Genomic DNA, 15,911 nt, shown 5'->3' with positions numbered 1-15,911 from the left:
GAGCAAACAGCGATAACGTGCTGAATACCTTCTCCGATTGAAGAATGAATTTTCCATCGCCGGCGATTTGAGGTTCGTGACCTGCATGCCGGCCCTCGCATCCAGTGATGATGCCCTAGGGAGGAAAACCATGAGCGAGCCACAAGCCGCCACCAAGCCACATCTCGAATATGAAAAGGTTCTGTCAGGTAGTTCGACGCAGGTTGCGCAGTTCGATACGCACGACAAGACCGCACTGCAGAAGTTTCAGCATTTTCTTCATGGGAACCCGGCAGCCGTTCCGCTGTTGGTGCTCTTGATGTCGGTTGTGATCTTCGGCTCTATCCTGGGAACGAAGTTCTTCTCGGCCTTTTCTATGACACTGATCCTGCAGCAGGTGGCGATCGTCGGCATCATCGGTGCAGCGCAAACTCTGGTCATCCTTACGGCGGGTATTGACCTCTCGGTCGGCGCGATCATGGTTTTGTCTTCCGTGATAATGGGCCAGCTTGCCATCAATTATGGCGTCCCAGCACCGCTTGCCATTCTCGCAGGTTTTGGTGTGGGTGCCCTGTGCGGCGCGATTAACGGTTTCCTGATTGCACGTGTGAAGCTTCCGCCGTTTATTGTAACGCTGGGCATGTGGCAGATCGTTCTTGCATCCAACTTCCTATATTCGGCCAATGAGACCATTCGCTCGCAAGATCTCGCGGCAAGCGCACCTCTGCTGCAATTGTTCGGGCAAAGCATCCAGTTGGGCGGTGCCGTCTTCACCTATGGCGTGATCGCCATGGTCTTGCTGGTGGCGGGCCTCTGGTATGTTTTGAATTCGACAGCCTGGGGGCGCCATCTTTATGCGGTCGGCGATGATCCGGATGCGGCGGAACTTGCCGGTGTTAACGTCAAGAAGATGCTGATTTCTGTCTACACGATCTCCGGCGTTATCTGCGCTCTCGGCGGCTGGGCCCTGATCGGCCGTATCGGTTCGGTTTCTCCGACAGCTGGCCAGTTCGCAAACATCGAATCCATCACGGCCGTGGTGATCGGCGGCCTCTCGCTCTTTGGCGGACGCGGCTCCATCCTCGGAATGCTTTTCGGCGCCTTGATCGTTGGCGTGTTCCAGCTTGGACTTCGCCTCATCGGCACCGACCCGCAATGGACCTATATGCTCATCGGCCTTCTCATTATCGCAGCCGTGGCAATCGACCAGTGGATCAGAAAGGTAGCAGGCTAATGGCACAGGAACCCATTCTTTCCGCCCGTGGACTGGTCAAGCGTTACGGCAAGGTGACGGCGCTCGATCACGCAGATTTCGATCTCTATCCGGGTGAAATTCTGGCGGTCATCGGCGATAACGGCGCTGGCAAATCGTCGCTCATCAAGGCCATTTCGGGTGCGATCAATCCTGATGAAGGTGAGATCAAGCTGGAAGGCAAGGCGGTGAGCTTCCGCTCCCCGATCGAAGCGAGACAGGCCGGCATTGAGACGGTCTACCAGAACCTCGCTCTCTCACCGGCGCTCTCGATTGCGGACAACATGTTCCTTGGTCGTGAAATCCGCAAACCCGGCGTCATGGGAAGCGTCTTCCGCAAGCTGGACCGTCCGGCGATGGAGAAATTTGCGCGCGAAAAGCTTTCAGAACTTGGCCTGATGACCATCCAGAACATCAACCAGGCAGTGGAAACGCTTTCCGGCGGTCAGCGTCAGGGCGTAGCCGTTGCACGCGCAGCCGCCTTTGGCTCGAAGGTCATCATCCTCGATGAACCGACCGCAGCACTTGGCGTCAAGGAAAGCCGCCGCGTTCTCGAACTCATTCTCGATGTCCGCTCGCGCGGCATTCCTATCGTGCTCATCTCGCACAACATGCCGCATGTGTTCGAAGTGGCGGACCGCATTCACATTCACCGCCTCGGAAAACGTCTGACCGTCATCAATCCCAAGGACTACTCGATGTCCGATGCGGTCGCATTCATGACCGGAGCAAAATCTCCGGAACCACTGGCAGCGTGATCTCCTGACGCTTCAGTCTCTTGGGCCGCGCCTTGAACCCCAAGCGCGGCCTCTTCTTTTCATGATGACATTTCCGCCACACATCTGACAAATAATCTCAAAATTGTGTCACCTGTCTGACGTGCCGCACTTTCGGCCATTTTAGCAATTTTCAAGCTGCAGCTTCCAATATAGGAAGAATCGGTCTCTATTAGTCTCTCTTCCAGAGAGTTCCTGTTCCGACCATCTTCTCCGTGAATGTTCCGCCGGTGGCAACATCGGTGGCAATAGAATTGCTGGATACCACTGTGACGACTGTTTCTTCAGGCAGCGGCGTGAGCTCGGCTGCATCGATCGCACACGTCAAGGCTGCCGGTTGGGGCAAAGGCCTCTCCATCATCACCCGCATCACCGTGATGGCCCTACGCCACCCCTGGCAAACAAGTTTCGCCATTGGTGCCACTTTCATTGCGTCCGGTTTTCAGCTGATGATTCCGCAACTGCTGGGTCGGGCAATCGATCAGGCGCAGGGCATCGTGGCGGGAGATTCCTCCAATACCGATGCGCAGGATGCACTTCTGGTCACAGCGATTCTGCTTCTGGCAGCGAGCATCCTCCGCGGTCTTTTCACCATGGTGCAGAACTACTTCAGCGAGGCGGTCGGCCACCACATAGGCTATGAGCTTCGTCTTGCCTGCTACGAAAAGATCCAGCGGCTCTCCTTCAGTTTCCATGACAGTGTTCATTCCGGGGATCTTATCACCATCGGCCTTCTCGATCTGGAAGGCGTGCGCATGTATTTCTCCACGGCCCTGGTTCGCATGGTTCTACTATCCGTGCTGATCGGTATTGGCGCCTATCTGCTGTTATCGACAGATCTTCTCCTGGGCCTTCTGGCGCTCAGTTTCGTACCCTTCGTTGGCTGGCGGTCGTCGGTCGCCCAGTTGAGGTTGCGCGCGACCTGGCTGGATTTGCAAGAGCGCCTACAGGTGTTGACGCGCGTGATGGAAGAGAACCTCGGCGGCATCCGGGTCGTTCGCGCTTTCGCGGCACAGGACCATGAATTGACCAAATTCGATGCGGCATCCCGCAATGCGCTAGAGCTTGCCCATCAACGCGTGGGCATTCGCGTTGCCAATACCAGCGCCATGAATCTCTCCTTCTTCATCTCCATGGGCCTTGTCCTGTGGGTGGGTGGAAGCAAGGTGATTGCCGGCGAAATAACAGTTGGTACACTTGCCTCTTTCCTGACATTCATGACCATCCTGCAAATGCCGGTGCGCCAGCTTGGCCTGATGGTGAATGCCTTTGCACGTGCGTCTACCTGCGGTGCGCGCCTCTTCGGTCTTCTCGACATGGATATCGCGGTCAAGGACGCGCCGAAGGCGCCGGAACTGACTATAACCGAGGGCAGGCTGCGGTTTGAAAACGTCGGTTTTGCATATCCTTCCGCCCCCGAAAATCCGACGCTGAATGGCATAAGTTTTGAGGCAAACCGCGGCGAAACGATAGGAATCGTCGGCCCACCGGGCAGCGGCAAATCCACGATTGCCCACCTCATTCCACGTTTTTACGACGTGGATACAGGTCGCATCACGATCGATGGGCAGAATATCAAGGACGTTTCGCTGAAGTCCCTGCGCCGTTCCGTGGTGGTCGTGCAACAAGACAGCTTTCTGTTCACGACCACGATTGAAAACAACATCGCCTATGGCGACCCCTGGGCCAACGAGAACCGCATTGCCAAGGCAAGCGAGAGCGCACAACTGCACAATTACGTGCTAGGTCTGCCATCGAGTTACGGGACAGTCGTAGGAGAACGGGGTGTGTCGCTATCCGGCGGTCAGCGCCAGCGTCTCTCCATTGCCCGCGCGCTGATGCTGAAGCCCGCGGTGATGGTGTTCGACGATTCGACAGCTGCCATCGATGCTGCCACCGAACAGCGTATCCGAAGCGCCATGCGCCGCTATGCCAGCGACCGCGTCACCATCGTGGTTGCGCATCGTTTGAGTTCACTGATGCACGCGGACAAGATCCTCTTTGTTGAGGAAGGCCGCATCGTAGAGCAGGGAACGCACGATCAATTGCTGGCGCTGAACGGGCGTTACCGCGCGCTTTACGACCTGCAGATTCGTCCAGACGATGACATTTTGACCGGCTGAGGAGGGCGAGATGGCAGAGGAACTCGAAACCGAACGCTCGGACATTCGCGATGACGGACGCCGCCCGCCCCGCGCTGTGGTAGGCTCCCACCGGATCGAAGAGGAGATCTTCGGCAAGGTCTTCGACAAAAACATCATCAAGCGGATCTGGGCTTTCGTCGAGCCCTATCAACACAAGGTCTGGCTGGCGGTAGCTGCGGTACTGGCCTTCACCGCCATGCAATTGATCATTCCCTTGATCATTCGCTACGCGATCGACCACGGCATGCAGCAAGGCGCACGAGACAATGTCCTGCTCTATGCACTCGCTGCCTTTCTCATTGCGATCCTGATCAACTTCGTGGCTTCCTACGCACAGGAAACCCTGGTCGGCAATGTTGCCGAGGACGTGCTGTTCGATATCCGCCGCGCAATGTTCACCCATTTGCAGCGTGTTTCGCTCTCCTTCATGGACAAGACGGAGGTCGGACGGCTGATGTCGCGCCTGCAGGGCGATGTGAATTCCATGCAGGAATTTCTGGAAACCTCGGTGCTCTCGGTCGGCGATATCACGCTTTTGATCGGCATCGTGGCCGTGATGCTCTATCTCGATTTTGGACTTGGCCTGCTTACACTCTCGGCTCTGCCGGTACTGTTTGTCGTGCGCCTGTTCTGGTTGCCGAAGGCACGGCTTTCCTTCATGGCTGCGCATGAAACAAATTCCATCGCCAGCGGTGCTCTGGCAGAGGCCATTCATGGTGTTCGCGCCGTACAGGGCATGGATCGCCAGAGCGTGAATTTCATGCTGTTCGATGACAAGGCCAAGGCGAACCTGCGCACCCACCTGCATGCAGCGCGTCTGGCGCAGGTCATGGTGCCGATTGTAGATACGCTGACCGGCATTGCCATGGCCCTGGTTATCGTTGTCGGCGGTGCGCGTGTTCTCAATCAGGCACTGGACGTGGGCGTCATGGTCGCCTTCCTCTTCTACATCCAACGCTTCTTCGACCCTATCCGGTCTCTTACCCTGCAATATTCGGTGATGCAGCGCGCCATGGCCTCCGGTCAGCGCCTGACAGACGTCCTGGATGTGCCGGTAGACATCAAGGACAAACCAGATGCGACCGTTCTTTCGCCGGATATGGATGGCTCCGTCGAGTTCCGCGATGTCGTGTTCGGCTATAATCCCAAGCACCCGGTGCTGAAGAATGTCAGCTTCCGGGTCAATCCCGGCGAAACGGTCGCTCTGGTTGGTCCGACCGGCTCCGGCAAATCCAGCTGCATGTCGCTGATCCACCGCTTCTATGATGTGCAACAGGGCTCTGTCTTGGTTGGCGGTCATGATGTACGCGACCTGACGCAGGAATCGCTCGGCCGTCAGATTGCAATGGTGCTTCAGGAGCCATTCCTGTTTACCGGAAGCGTTCTGGAAAATATTCGCTATCACAAAACGGACGCCACGCGCGAACAGGTCATCGAGGCCGCCCAGGCCGTGGGCGCCCATGAGTTCATCATGCGCATGCCAGAGGGCTATGACAGCCTGCTGGGCCAACGGGGCGGAAACCTGTCACTCGGCCAACGGCAACTCATCAGCTTCGCCCGTGCCCTTGTCGCGGATGCCAAGATCCTTGTTCTCGACGAGGCAACCGCCAACATCGACAGTTATACGGAAATGCTGATCCAGAAGGCACTGGTCAAGCTTCTGGAGGGACGCACAGGCTTGGTGATCGCACATCGGCTGGCAACGATTCGCGAGGCTGATCGCATTATCGTGTTGCAGAACGGCGAACTGATCGAGAGCGGCAACCACACGGAACTGATGCGTAACGAAAAGCTCTATTCAAAGCTCTATAACCTCAACTATGCCTCCTTCGACGACATTCCCGATGAAATGATCGAGGGCGGTGAGGCTCCGGCCCTGACCTGAGGAACTTCTATGCCGGGTTTTCGTTGTCCAAAGCAAACGGAGACCTTCCATGACCGAAGACAAAGCCGCCCAGACGGCCGTTGAGCAGACGAAGCAGAATACAGTGCCTGAAAAGGAAACTCCGCCTGCGGGACCGCATGCGCGAGACGAGCTGACAGACGAGGAAAAGACACCGGGAACTGGCGCTCTGCCTGACAAAGAGGCGGATGACGTGGATGCGGGCTCCGAATAACTCGCCCGTGGCATAACGACCGCTTGCTCATGTCCCGGCTTGCCGCTACCTCGATAAGCGGGAAAACGATGGCGAGCAGCAGATGAGCGGCGACACGATAACTCTCTATGAAGCAATCGGCGGAGATTCGACGGTTCGCAGGCTAACGCAACGCTTCTATCAGTTGATGGATGAACTGCCTGAGGCTGCCCGTTGCCGCGCCATTCATCCGAAGGATCTCTCGGGCAGCGAGGCCAAGCTCTACGACTACCTGACGGGCTACCTTGGCGGTCCTCCGGTCTATGTCGAGAAATACGGCCATCCACGTTTGAGAGCACGCCACTTCGGCGCAGCAATCGGTGTTGCGGAGCGCGATGAATGGCTTCTCTGCTTCTCCCGCGCCATGGAGGAGACGATATCCAATCCGAAACTGCGCGAGATCATCTGGGCTCCAGTAGAGCGTCTGGCGCACCACATGCAGAACCGCGGGGAGGATCAAGCCTGATGCTGGAACGTACACGTCCCCTCATCCTGATGCTCTCCGGCTTTCTGGGTGCTTCTGGCGTCATGCTTGCTGCTGCGGCAAGTCATGGTGAAGATACGCGCCTGCTCGGCTCTGCCTCCGCCATGTGTCTTGCCCATGCGCCTGTTCTTCTTGGGCTTTGGATAGCCGGAGCGCGGCTCAAGACCGCGCACCTTTCAGCCTTTGTCCTGGCGATTGGAACCATGCTCTTTGCTGGCGATCTGCTATCTCGCCATTTCGGCCATGGCGCCTTGTTTCCTATGGCGGCGCCCATGGGAGGCCTTGGCATGATCGCTGGTTGGCTTCTTCTTGCCATCGGCGCCTTTTACAAGGAAACGAGCTGAGAATTTCGCTGGATAGAAAATTACTTTAAATACAGAGATTTATCAGAAACCCTCCACAGCCGACTACGGCGAACGCTCCATCCAAGTGATCTGGTCTCGCATCTGCATTTTGAAGCGTTTCAACTCCATGATGCGAAGTGGATCTGGCTGGGGCATATTCGCTTCCAGCTCAATCTTGCGCTCTATAAGCGAATAGCGATTCTTCAGGGCTTTCAACAGCGGCGTCATCGTTACCTCCAATGGCGCGCAGCATCACAAAAATGGAACGATAGTTCCAATTCATTGACACAATGACTTTGATAGACAATATCTATCATATGCCATTCAGACCGACACACCGCCAACTGGAGTATCTTGTAGCGCTAGACGCTACCCGTCACTTTGGTCGCGCCGCCGAGCGTTGCCATGTCTCCCAACCCACGCTGTCCGTACAACTTGCGCTCTTGGAAAAACAACTGTATGTGAGCCTTATCGAACGCACGCCCGGAGCGATTACCCTCTCCCCCGTCGGGCATCAAATCGCTGCCGCAGCGCGCACCATTCTTTCCACGCTGGACGAGATCGTGGCCATTGCGACGTCGGGACGCGATAATCTGGGTGGTCTCATCCGCCTCGGTGTCGTGCCAACCTTCGGGCCCTATCTTCTGCCTTCGGTATTGCCTCAGTTGCATGAAGCCTATCCGACGCTTCGGCTGCACGTTCGGGAAGATCGTCCAGCTTTCCTGGAAGATCAGGTCCTGAATGGCGCCATTGATTGCGCCCTTGGTCAGAAGCCGCAGAATGAAGACATCTTCACTTTCGAACAGATTTGCGTTGAGCGAATTTTCCTGGGCGTGTCATCAAGGCACAGACTGGCAGACAGAAAAACGGTCGCGTTGAAGGATCTGAAGAGCGAAACGCTCCTCACACTCGGCAAGGGCCACCGGCTGCTGGAGAATGTGCGGGAACTTGCAACCGTATCCGGCGCCATCATGGCGGAAGATTACGAGGGAACCAGCCTCGATACATTGCGGCAGATGGTATCCATTGAGATGGGTCTGTCACTGTTTCCAGAATTATACGCCTTGTCTGAAATGATCAGAGAGCCAAGCATTGTCCTGAAGGAGATTTCGGATTGGCCGGCCCATCGAGAAATCGGCTTCTTCTGGCGAAGAACGAGCGCAAGGTCCGCACATTTCCAAACGCTTGCCGGTCGTACGCGTGAGGTTGCGCAGCGAAAGCTCCGCCAATAGACGGGCGATCACGATACTGCAGGAAGCTACACTTTTGATGAATTGCAGCGGTTCGAACTTCTCTTCATGATCTCCCAAGCTGAGGAACATGAAGCATGCAAGATTGGATAGAACAGTCGATCCGCTTTGAAGCCACTGACGGCTACTCTCTCGGCGGCTTCGTCTGGCGTTCTGGAGAAGTCAAAAACAGACCTTTTGTGCTCATAACCTGCGCCACGTCCGTGCGCTGCCGCTACTATGCGCGCTTTGCGCAGTATTTGTTCGAGCATGGCTACGACGTTTTGACCTATGACTATCGAGGTATCGGCGAATCTCGCCCACCATCCTTGAAAGACTGTAGTGCCGATTGGGCAGACTGGGGCGAGAAGGATCTCGAAGGCGCTCTTCGGTACATTCGCCAGCTTTCACCCGATGCCAGGATCCATGCGGTCGCCCACTCCATAGGTGGCTTTGCACTTGGGCTCGCGCAATCAAATCATCTGGTTCAGCGTGTGCTCATGGTCGGTGCTCAGTTCGCCCATTACCGCGACTATGCGGACGAGCAAAAATGGGCAATGCTCTGGCGCTGGCATGTCGTAATGCCGTTGCTGACAAGGCTTTGCGGCTACTTTCCAGCGAAAAAACTGGGTTGGATGGAAGATACGCCAGCTGGCGTTGCTCTCGACTGGAGCAGAATGGGACCAGCTTTCGAACGCTCGATTAGACGCAAACCGCGTAGCCGCACTGAAGCGGCTGCAGCGGATCTGAAGCAAAACATGCTCGGTCTGTCCGCGCCTATCCTTGCCATCGCAACGACCGATGATCCATTCGCAACTGTTTCTGCTACCGAACGGCTGCTCAGCTATTACGAAAATGCCGATCGGCATTTTCTCAGGTTGAAACCCGAAACCATAGACGAAAAGACTATCGGTCACTTCGCCTTTTTTCACGATCGCTATCGCGAAAAGCTCTGGCCGCTTGCTGTGGAATGGCTAAAGCAAGGCGAAATTCTCACCTCTGTCAGTGGTGATCTACATCAAATTTTCCCTTCTCAACCTGCACGGTAACGTGTGCCGACCGCTAAAGCCTCGGCCGACAAATCTGAGGCAATTCGCCCGAGGTTCTAAAGCGCGGCGCACCTTATTGGATCCAGTAGAGCCGCGCTTTCGATCTTTTCCTGCCGCATGTACGTTATCGTTCAATCGAGGACGATTGAACGCGACATGCTGTTGCCGCTCTTTCGGCAACGGATCCGAACAGCTCAAAACAACCTTGAATGTCGAAGTATGAAACTGTATGGAAGTGACAACAATAGAGGATATGAGCTGGATGACAGGCAAGGCTGCATCGGAAAGCGTAACGCAACGCGTGGAGCGGCAGCTTCGGGGCGACATCCTCACCCTCGTCCTGCCGCCTGGCTCTCGGCTATCCGAGCAAGAAATAGGCGAGCGCTACGGTTCCTCGCGACAACCCGGCCGGGAAGCTCTGATCGCGCTCTCCAAGAGCAGGCTGGTTGAGATTTTGCCGCAGCGCGGTGCCGTGGTGGCGAAGATCTCCGTGGCCAAGCTCATGCAGGCCGCCTTTGTTCGCGAAGCCATTGAAACTGCGGTGATTCGCTACGCCTGCGCTTCGTTCCACTTTCATGCTCGTAGTCGGCTGGACGATTGCCTAAAGGCACAGGAACGCGCCGTAGAGGCAGGCGATCGCACGGAATTTCGCCGCTACGATGATCTGTTCCATCGCACGCTTGCCGATGGTGCGGGCCTCATGATGGCGTGGAACGTTGTGGAAGACCTAAAGGCCCATATCGATAGGGCATGTTGCCTTTCACTGGGCAAGGAAGAAACACTTAGGAAGCTGCTTCAGGAACATAAGGCCATCGTTGCCGCTCTGGATGCCCGCAACGTCGAGGCCGCAGAAGCCGCAATGAAGAATCACCTGTCCGAATTGTTGCAAGACCTTCCCGCCCTCGAAGGGGCGCATCCGGACATCTTTGAATAACAGGGAGTTTGAAAGAATGACAACCACCATTGAGACGCGGCACGCCGTCCATTACTCGCAATCTGAACGCATGACGAGCGCAGAATTGCGTGAGAATTTCATGATCGAACGTCTGTTTGTCGCCGGTGAAATCCATGCGGCCTATACGCATTATGACCGTATGTTGATTGCTGGCGTAATGCCAACGTCGCAGGCCGTGCAGATTGGCCCCGAACTGGCCAAGGTGGTGGGGACAGATTTTCTGCTGGAGCGCCGTGAACTCGGCCTCATCAACATCGGCGGCAAGGGCAAGGTGACAGCTGATGGCACCGTTTACGAAGTGGACTTCCAGGACGGCCTCTATCTCGGCCTGGGCGTCAAGGACATTAGCTTCGAGAGCGTCGATCCGTCGGCGCCCGCGAAATTCTACATTAACAGCGCGCCCGCTCACGCAGCATTCCCATCCCGCATCATTAGCAAGAGCGATGCCATCGAGAACAATCTTGGTGATCAACTGACGTGTAACAAGCGCAAGCTCTATCAATACATCCACCCCAAGGTTCTGCCGACATGCCAGCTACTGATGGGTCTGACACGCCTGGAGCCAGGCAGCGTCTGGAACACGATGCCAGCCCATCTGCATGATAGGCGTATGGAAGCCTATGTGTATTTCGAAATTCCGGAAGAAGCCTTCGTTGTGCATCTGATGGGTCGCCCTCAGGCGACGAACCATCTGATCATCCGAAACGAACAGGCCATAGTTTCTCCCCCTTGGTCGATTCATTGTGGTTCGGGTACCGGCTCCTATGCGTTTATCTGGAGCATGGCCGGTGACAACCAATCCTTCACCGATATGGACTTCGTGCCGATGAAGGAGCTCAAATAAGATGAATCTCTTCGATTTGAGTGGAAAGCGCGCCTTGGTGACCGGCGCGCGAACAGGACTGGGCCAAGGATTGGCACTGGCACTCGCCAATGCGGGTGCCGACATCATAGCTCTCGGCTCTCGTTCCATGAGTGAGACAGCACAGAAGATTGCCGATGCGGGCCGTAATTTCGAAGAAATCGTCTATGATCTCACCGATCCAGGCGGCCTTGCCGATGTCGTCAACAAACTGACGGAAACCGCCAACATCGATATTCTGGTGAACAACGCGGGACAGATCCGTCGAGCGGATTTCACCGACTTTTCGGAGCAGGACTGGGACGACATCATGAATATCAACCTGAAGAGCACCTTCATGCTCTCGCAGGCGGTCGTCAAGCATATGGTCAACAAGCAGATCGCAGGCAGAATCATCAATATCGCCTCGCTTCTGTCCTTCCAGGGCGGCATTCGCGTTGCGTCCTATACCTCGAGCAAGCACGCGGTTGCCGGTCTGACGAAGCTCATGGCCAATGAGCTTGCGGCCAAGGGGATCACGGTCAATGCGATTGCACCGGGCTATATGGATACCGACAATACGGAAGCGTTGAGAAACGACCCGAGCAGAAACCGATCAATCCTCGAGCGCATTCCGGCTGGCCGATGGGGCACTCCCTCAGACCTGGACACGGCAGCCCTGTTCTTCGCCTCTCCTTCCAGTGGCTATGTGACCGGTCAGGTACTGGCTGTCGATGGCGGTTGGCTTGCGAGGTAGCGGATGCCTTGGTGTGAGCCGTTGAAGGGTTCACACCATTTTTCACGGTACTCTTTAGTTCGCTTTGTTGGTGATGGCTGTTGGGCTCGTGGGTAGGAGCGAAGTTGACGCTGTGTAGCGTCAACTCATTTTGGGGAAACCTGGTCCTCATCGTAAGCGCCGTCTGTGTCCCATTGGATCCGCTGCTTTTTGAGCAAAGCTGGGCATGCGAGAAGGTTTCCAGCTTTATCTGGAGATTTGCATGGCGGATGATGGATTTGTTGGTCGCTATGATGTCGTTGAGCCGCGCCGCGGTAACCGGCGGTGGCCGGATGACGTGAAGGCTCGCATTGTCGCGGAAAGCCTTGAGCCTGGTGCGCGTGTCGTGGATGTCGCTCGTCGTCACGGTGTTGTAGCAAACCAGCTTTCCGATTGGCGACGTCAGGTGCGCGACGGTATTCTGGCCCTGCCGCTTGCGGCGGCCACGACTTTGTCGCCGCATGATGGTGGCGATCCTGCATTCGTGCCTCTGGCAATCGCTTCGGAGAGCCTTGAGCCTGTCAATCCCTTGTCGTTGCCAAAGCTGGCCTGCGAAGTGCCGCAGGCGGGATCATCGGTGTTGACGTTGGAGATTGGCTCAGACGTTGTGATGCGTATTCCTTGCGATGTGCCGGTTGACCGGGTCGCTGCTCTGGTTCGCGCTGTGCGAGGAGCCTCATGATCGTCGCAGGCCAACGCCTGCCGATCCTGATTGCAACGCGGCCGGTTGACTTCCGCTGCGGGCATCAGGCGCTGGCTCTGATGGTGCAGACCGGGTTGAAGCTCGACCCGCATTCCGGGGTGATGGTGACCTTCCGGTCGAAGCGTGGTGATCGTCTGAAGATCCTGGTGTGGGATGGCACAGGGCTGGTACTCATCTACAAAATCCTCGAACAGGGAAGCTTTGCCTGGCCCAAGGTTCAGGATGGGACGATGCGTCTTTCCAGGGGTCAGTATGAGGCTTTGTTCGAAGGTCTTGACTGGCGACGGGTGATGGCACGACGGGTTGCCGCGCCGTCGGCGGCGGGGTGAATATCCGGCCGTCTTTGCATTGTTTTGTTTGGCTTTTTTGTGCTGCCTTGCGATAAGGGCGCATGTCATCGCCGCTTGATCTCAGCCAGTTTCCGGACCTTCCGCCAGAGGTGGTGAAGGCGTTTGCCGCGATGCAGTTCGAACTTTCGGTCGAGCGTGCCGCCCGTCAGCATGAGCAGGCGGTCGTCGCCGAAAAGGACGCCTTCATCGCTGAGCGTCCGGTGAGCTGTTTTTGCTGATCGGGGAAATCAGGCGATGTTCTGGTATTCGAACCAGCATTAATGCTGACATTAATACCAGAACAAAGAGGTTTCATGGCTCGCATGGAGCTCATGTCCGGTACCGAACGCAGACGGCGTTGGTCTGACGAGGCGAAGCTGAGGATACTTGCGGAAGCTGATGAGCCCGGTGCTCGCATTGGCGATGTGGCGCGCCGGCACGACATTCATCCTGGGCAGATCCGCTTATGGCGGCAATCCTTCAGCTATGCCGATCGGCCGACGGTGTTCCTCCCGGTGGAGATCACCGAGGAGGTTGGCTCATGCCAGCCGACTACGGCGGCAACGAGGCCGGCGATCGTCGAGATCTTGCTGCGAAACGGTCGGCGCATGAAGGTTCCGGCTGACGTTGAGTTGAAGCTGCTTGGTCCGCTGGTCGCTTGCGTGGAGGCGGCATGATTTGGTCCCGCCTGAGCGACCATAATTGTTCAGCGCCAGTTGCTGTTGGTTACGCTCATACTCTTCCCAACTGATGTAACCTTCGTGATGGTCCCTGATCATCACTTCCCAGGCGCCAACCGGCTTGCCATGCCCGTAGCTGCGCCGTGCCCTCCCATCAACGATGGCAGTCCGCTTCTCGCTCTTTCCATAGACGTAGACGCCCGCATAGAAGGGGTTCTTCAGGATGCCGATGACATTCCGGTAACGGACCGGGGTCCAGACAAAGCTGGTCATGCGTCCTTCGTCCGACGGTCGCGGGAAGTGGATATTGTCCAATGTCATCGACAATAGTACCTGGCGTGCGCTGCCAAGCTCATGGAAGCGGGCGAAGACAGACCGGATCACCCTCCTGCAATCGCAGATCGGGATCAAGCCCGAGCCCCGCTTCTCGATGCCAGATGTAACCGAATGGAACGGAAAGCCGCAATTCTCCACGGCGCGCCTTCGATCTGGCGGCATCGAGCATGCGGGCTCTGAGTACGCCGAGTTCGAACTCGCTGATACTGCCCTTCATTCCAAGCAGGAGCCGATCATTGGGTCGACACGGATTGTAGACGCCGTCATGGTCAATGACGCGGGCTTCGACCAGGCCGCATAGTTCGAGCAGGTGATGCCAATCGCGGCCGTTGCGGGCGAGCCGAGAGGCATCGAAGCATAAAACGGCGCCAACCTTGCCGGCGCACAACAGCGCGACAAGACGGTCGAAGCCAGGACGCGCGACCGTTCCGCTTGCAGAGCGTCCGAGATCGTCGTCTATGGTCTCGATGTCGCTGAAGCCGTGTTGTCATGCAACGTCAACAAGATCGTACTGCCGTCGCTGGCTTTCCAGATTGGTCAGAACCTGTGACTGAGAGGACTGACGCACGTAGACGACAGCTTTGCGCGAGAGCAGCGCTGTCGGAATCATATCATTGCTGGTCATCGTTGAACTCCTCGACGAGGAGGCCTGCGGCCTGCATCAGCAGGCAAGCCAGCGTTGATATCGCCTTCTTGCGATCCTTCTCGCTCAGTCCGTCGAGCGTCTGGGTTTTGAACATCAGGTCGAGCTGCCGGCCGGACGCCGGCATCAGCGTATTGCGGGTTCTCATGATGGTCCTCCTGAGTGATTCTAAGTCCACTTCGAAAGACTGCAGGCTTGTCGGTCCTGGTGACCAGCCTGTTCAATTCGATCAGCGCCACGAGATCGACGCCTGGTGGTCCCATGGTCATGCCGCCGCACACCACGGGGTCGATCATCCACCCGGCAATCGAAACCACCACGCCTGACGGTCCCAAAACCTTCAGAAATCGACCTGTCGCGCGTTCTTCGATACGGCGAACGATTACGTTCTGGCCGAAATACGGATGCCAGCGATAATGAACCTCGACTTCATCGCCGACATGGGCAGAATGAACGGGGAATGGGAATTGGAAGAAAGAACTGGCTGTTTGCCGGCTCGGACAAGGGCGGTGAGCGCATCGCCAACATTCTGACCATCATCGAGACGGTCAAACTGCACGGCCACAATCCGGAGGTCTACCTGACAGATGTCCTCACCCGGATCCAGGATCACCCAAAGGATCGACTTGAAGACCTGCTGCCCTGGAACTGGACGCCGGCAAAAGCTTGATGCGAGGCCGCCTGATGGCACGCTCACGGTTCATCTACACGCTCAGCCACGTCGCCGGCATGATCGGCGAGAACCTCGAACTGATCGAGGAAATCACCGCAAACTCGGACAACATCTGCGAAGGCGAACTGGTCTACGTCAGTGATGGCAGTGAGGATGGCACGAAGGGTCTGACCGAGAACGGCATCGAAGAACTTCAAAGCCTACTCGCCGACATCAGGACGTGGGACCGCGCTATCCGCGAGTTCCTCGTCGAGACACAATGCGATCCTGAAATAATCAACCGCATCATGGCCGATGAGATGAAACGCGGCCTATAGCATCCATCTCTCCAGAACCCGGAAATGCGTTCGCCGGACGCTCACCGAGAACTGGCTATCGAACCGGATCTTCAAATCCTATGACGATATCGTTGCCCACTGCTGTGACGCTTGGCGCAAGCGCGAAAGCCAGCCCTGGCGCATCATGTCCATCGGACGTAGAGAATGGGCAAATAGGTTCTAATCAGTGAGAATTCGTCTTAAGCCCCTTGTCAGGGGCTCTTTGTTATCGCCGGGATTATTGGTTGCGGGGGCAGGATTTGAACC

General features: G+C 56.6%; 17 protein-coding genes and 4 pseudogenes. 18 read left to right on the top strand and 3 right to left on the bottom strand.

Annotation, left to right across the window (positions count from 1 at the left end):
* Window positions 1–130 precede the first annotated feature (130 nt).
* The 7 genes from E8M78_RS20215 to E8M78_RS20185 all read left to right on the top strand — a co-directional run bounded on the left by E8M78_RS20215 (window position 131) and on the right by E8M78_RS20185 (window position 7,114).
* A complete protein-coding gene (locus E8M78_RS20215) occupies window positions 131–1,213 on the top strand; it encodes an ABC transporter permease (protein ID WP_137136763.1) in 1,083 nt (360 codons plus the stop codon).
* Entirely contained in the window at window positions 1,213–1,989 is a 777-nt protein-coding gene (locus E8M78_RS20210) for an ATP-binding cassette domain-containing protein (RefSeq protein WP_137136762.1), read from the top strand. Before E8M78_RS20215 ends, E8M78_RS20210 begins: the two co-directional genes overlap by 1 nt.
* 287 nt (window positions 1,990–2,276) lie before the next feature.
* Window positions 2,277–4,130, top strand: a complete 1,854-nt coding sequence (locus E8M78_RS20205; protein WP_170973495.1) for an ABC transporter ATP-binding protein — start codon at window positions 2,277–2,279, stop codon at window positions 4,128–4,130.
* Window positions 4,131–4,140: 10 nt separating this feature from the next.
* Window positions 4,141–6,036: an ABC transporter ATP-binding protein gene (locus E8M78_RS20200; RefSeq protein ID WP_137136761.1), complete on the top strand. Its 1,896-nt coding sequence runs from the start codon at window positions 4,141–4,143 to the stop codon at window positions 6,034–6,036.
* Window positions 6,037–6,085: 49 nt separating this feature from the next.
* Window positions 6,086–6,268: a hypothetical protein gene (locus E8M78_RS20195; RefSeq protein WP_137136760.1), complete on the top strand. Its 183-nt coding sequence runs from the start codon at window positions 6,086–6,088 to the stop codon at window positions 6,266–6,268.
* An 82-nt stretch (window positions 6,269–6,350) separates the two neighbouring features.
* Window positions 6,351–6,752 carry a group II truncated hemoglobin gene (locus tag E8M78_RS20190; RefSeq protein WP_137136759.1) on the top strand — a complete coding sequence of 134 codons (402 nt, stop codon included), beginning with the start codon at window positions 6,351–6,353 and terminating at the stop codon, window positions 6,750–6,752.
* On the top strand, window positions 6,752–7,114 hold the full coding sequence (locus E8M78_RS20185) for a DUF423 domain-containing protein (RefSeq protein ID WP_137136758.1): 363 nt from the start codon (window positions 6,752–6,754) through the stop codon (window positions 7,112–7,114). The genes E8M78_RS20190 and E8M78_RS20185 overlap by 1 nt, the downstream gene beginning before the upstream one ends.
* A gap of 63 nt (window positions 7,115–7,177) precedes the next feature.
* On the opposite strand, the gene E8M78_RS20180 is transcribed toward E8M78_RS20185, so the two are convergent.
* Entirely contained in the window at window positions 7,178–7,342 is a 165-nt protein-coding gene (locus E8M78_RS20180; RefSeq protein WP_137136757.1) for a YdcH family protein, read from the bottom strand.
* An 89-nt stretch (window positions 7,343–7,431) separates the two neighbouring features.
* Here E8M78_RS20180 and E8M78_RS20175 point away from each other — a divergent pair, with 89 nt between their 5' ends.
* The 8 genes and pseudogenes from E8M78_RS20175 to E8M78_RS23450 all read left to right on the top strand — a co-directional run bounded on the left by E8M78_RS20175 (window position 7,432) and on the right by E8M78_RS23450 (window position 13,234).
* On the top strand, window positions 7,432–8,346 hold the full coding sequence (locus tag E8M78_RS20175) for a hydrogen peroxide-inducible genes activator (RefSeq protein WP_137136756.1): 915 nt from the start codon (window positions 7,432–7,434) through the stop codon (window positions 8,344–8,346).
* A gap of 95 nt (window positions 8,347–8,441) precedes the next feature.
* Window positions 8,442–9,392 (top strand): alpha/beta fold hydrolase, encoded by a 951-nt coding sequence (locus E8M78_RS20170; protein ID WP_137136755.1) that lies wholly within the window; start codon window positions 8,442–8,444, stop codon window positions 9,390–9,392.
* 262 nt (window positions 9,393–9,654) lie between these two features.
* Complete coding sequence (locus E8M78_RS20165; protein WP_137136754.1) at window positions 9,655–10,326, top strand: GntR family transcriptional regulator; 672 nt, start codon at window positions 9,655–9,657, stop codon at window positions 10,324–10,326.
* A gap of 16 nt (window positions 10,327–10,342) precedes the next feature.
* The gene (kduI, locus tag E8M78_RS20160; protein WP_137136753.1) at window positions 10,343–11,191 is read left to right on the top strand and encodes a 5-dehydro-4-deoxy-D-glucuronate isomerase; all 849 of its coding nucleotides are present in this window, start codon (window positions 10,343–10,345) and stop codon (window positions 11,189–11,191) included.
* 1 nt (window position 11,192) lies between these two features.
* Window positions 11,193–11,945 (top strand): 2-dehydro-3-deoxy-D-gluconate 5-dehydrogenase KduD, encoded by a 753-nt coding sequence (kduD, locus tag E8M78_RS20155; RefSeq protein ID WP_137136752.1) that lies wholly within the window; start codon window positions 11,193–11,195, stop codon window positions 11,943–11,945.
* Between the two features lie 328 nt (window positions 11,946–12,273).
* Window positions 12,274–12,390 (top strand): annotated as a pseudogene (locus E8M78_RS23955) (transposase); the annotation flags it as partial.
* A 251-nt stretch (window positions 12,391–12,641) separates the two neighbouring features.
* A complete protein-coding gene (tnpB, locus tag E8M78_RS20145) occupies window positions 12,642–12,995 on the top strand; it encodes an IS66 family insertion sequence element accessory protein TnpB (RefSeq protein ID WP_137136750.1) in 354 nt (117 codons plus the stop codon).
* 62 nt (window positions 12,996–13,057) lie between these two features.
* Window positions 13,058–13,234, top strand: coding sequence for a hypothetical protein (locus E8M78_RS23450; protein WP_170973493.1), 177 nt, complete (start codon window positions 13,058–13,060; stop codon window positions 13,232–13,234).
* A gap of 435 nt (window positions 13,235–13,669) precedes the next feature.
* On the opposite strand, the pseudogene E8M78_RS20135 reads toward E8M78_RS23450, so the two are convergent.
* Together E8M78_RS20135 and E8M78_RS20130 are read right to left on the bottom strand one after the other, a co-directional pair.
* Window positions 13,670–14,636 (bottom strand): annotated as a pseudogene (locus tag E8M78_RS20135) (recombinase family protein); the annotation flags it as partial.
* Window positions 14,623–14,802: a hypothetical protein gene (locus tag E8M78_RS20130; RefSeq protein WP_137136748.1), complete on the bottom strand. Its 180-nt coding sequence runs from the start codon at window positions 14,800–14,802 to the stop codon at window positions 14,623–14,625. The gene E8M78_RS20130 and the pseudogene E8M78_RS20135, both read right to left, overlap by 14 nt.
* 312 nt (window positions 14,803–15,114) lie before the next feature.
* Here E8M78_RS20130 and E8M78_RS20120 point away from each other — a divergent pair.
* The 3 genes and pseudogenes from E8M78_RS20120 to E8M78_RS23950 all read left to right on the top strand — a co-directional run.
* A pseudogene (locus E8M78_RS20120) lies at window positions 15,115–15,324 on the top strand (transposase domain-containing protein); the annotation flags it as partial.
* 14 nt (window positions 15,325–15,338) lie between these two features.
* A complete protein-coding gene (locus E8M78_RS24160) occupies window positions 15,339–15,644 on the top strand; it encodes a hypothetical protein (RefSeq protein WP_137136747.1) in 306 nt (101 codons plus the stop codon).
* Window positions 15,645–15,696: 52 nt separating this feature from the next.
* Window positions 15,697–15,828: pseudogene (locus E8M78_RS23950) on the top strand (IS630 family transposase); the annotation flags it as partial.
* Window positions 15,829–15,911 lie beyond the last annotated feature (83 nt).

Source organism: Rhizobium sp. FKY42, from assembly GCF_005222835.1.
GTDB lineage: Bacteria > Pseudomonadota > Alphaproteobacteria > Rhizobiales > Rhizobiaceae > Neorhizobium.
The sequence above is the reverse complement of the archived record's forward strand: the minus strand, read 5'-3'. Positions and strand labels throughout refer to the sequence as shown.

Excerpts from the sequence above, each read along its gene's own strand:
- E8M78_RS20215 (WP_137136763.1), top strand. The coding sequence starts at position 131 with ATGAGCGAGCCACAAGCCGCCACCAAGCCACATCTCGAATATGAAAAG.
- E8M78_RS20210 (WP_137136762.1), top strand. The coding sequence starts at position 1,213 with ATGGCACAGGAACCCATTCTTTCCGCCCGTGGACTGGTCAAGCGTTAC.
- E8M78_RS20200 (WP_137136761.1), top strand. The coding sequence starts at position 4,141 with ATGGCAGAGGAACTCGAAACCGAACGCTCGGACATTCGCGATGACGGA.
- E8M78_RS20195 (WP_137136760.1), top strand. The coding sequence starts at position 6,086 with ATGACCGAAGACAAAGCCGCCCAGACGGCCGTTGAGCAGACGAAGCAG.
- E8M78_RS20190 (WP_137136759.1), top strand. The coding sequence starts at position 6,351 with ATGAGCGGCGACACGATAACTCTCTATGAAGCAATCGGCGGAGATTCG.
- E8M78_RS20185 (WP_137136758.1), top strand. The coding sequence starts at position 6,752 with ATGCTGGAACGTACACGTCCCCTCATCCTGATGCTCTCCGGCTTTCTG.
- E8M78_RS20180 (WP_137136757.1), bottom strand. The coding sequence starts at position 7,342 with ATGACGCCGCTGTTGAAAGCCCTGAAGAATCGCTATTCGCTTATAGAG.
- E8M78_RS20175 (WP_137136756.1), top strand. The coding sequence starts at position 7,432 with ATGCCATTCAGACCGACACACCGCCAACTGGAGTATCTTGTAGCGCTA.
- E8M78_RS20170 (WP_137136755.1), top strand. The coding sequence starts at position 8,442 with ATGCAAGATTGGATAGAACAGTCGATCCGCTTTGAAGCCACTGACGGC.
- E8M78_RS20165 (WP_137136754.1), top strand. The coding sequence starts at position 9,655 with ATGACAGGCAAGGCTGCATCGGAAAGCGTAACGCAACGCGTGGAGCGG.
- kduI (WP_137136753.1), top strand. The coding sequence starts at position 10,343 with ATGACAACCACCATTGAGACGCGGCACGCCGTCCATTACTCGCAATCT.
- kduD (WP_137136752.1), top strand. The coding sequence starts at position 11,193 with ATGAATCTCTTCGATTTGAGTGGAAAGCGCGCCTTGGTGACCGGCGCG.
- tnpB (WP_137136750.1), top strand. The coding sequence starts at position 12,642 with ATGATCGTCGCAGGCCAACGCCTGCCGATCCTGATTGCAACGCGGCCG.
- E8M78_RS23450 (WP_170973493.1), top strand. The coding sequence starts at position 13,058 with ATGTCATCGCCGCTTGATCTCAGCCAGTTTCCGGACCTTCCGCCAGAG.
- E8M78_RS20130 (WP_137136748.1), bottom strand. The coding sequence starts at position 14,802 with ATGAGAACCCGCAATACGCTGATGCCGGCGTCCGGCCGGCAGCTCGAC.
- E8M78_RS24160 (WP_137136747.1), top strand. The coding sequence starts at position 15,339 with ATGGCACGCTCACGGTTCATCTACACGCTCAGCCACGTCGCCGGCATG.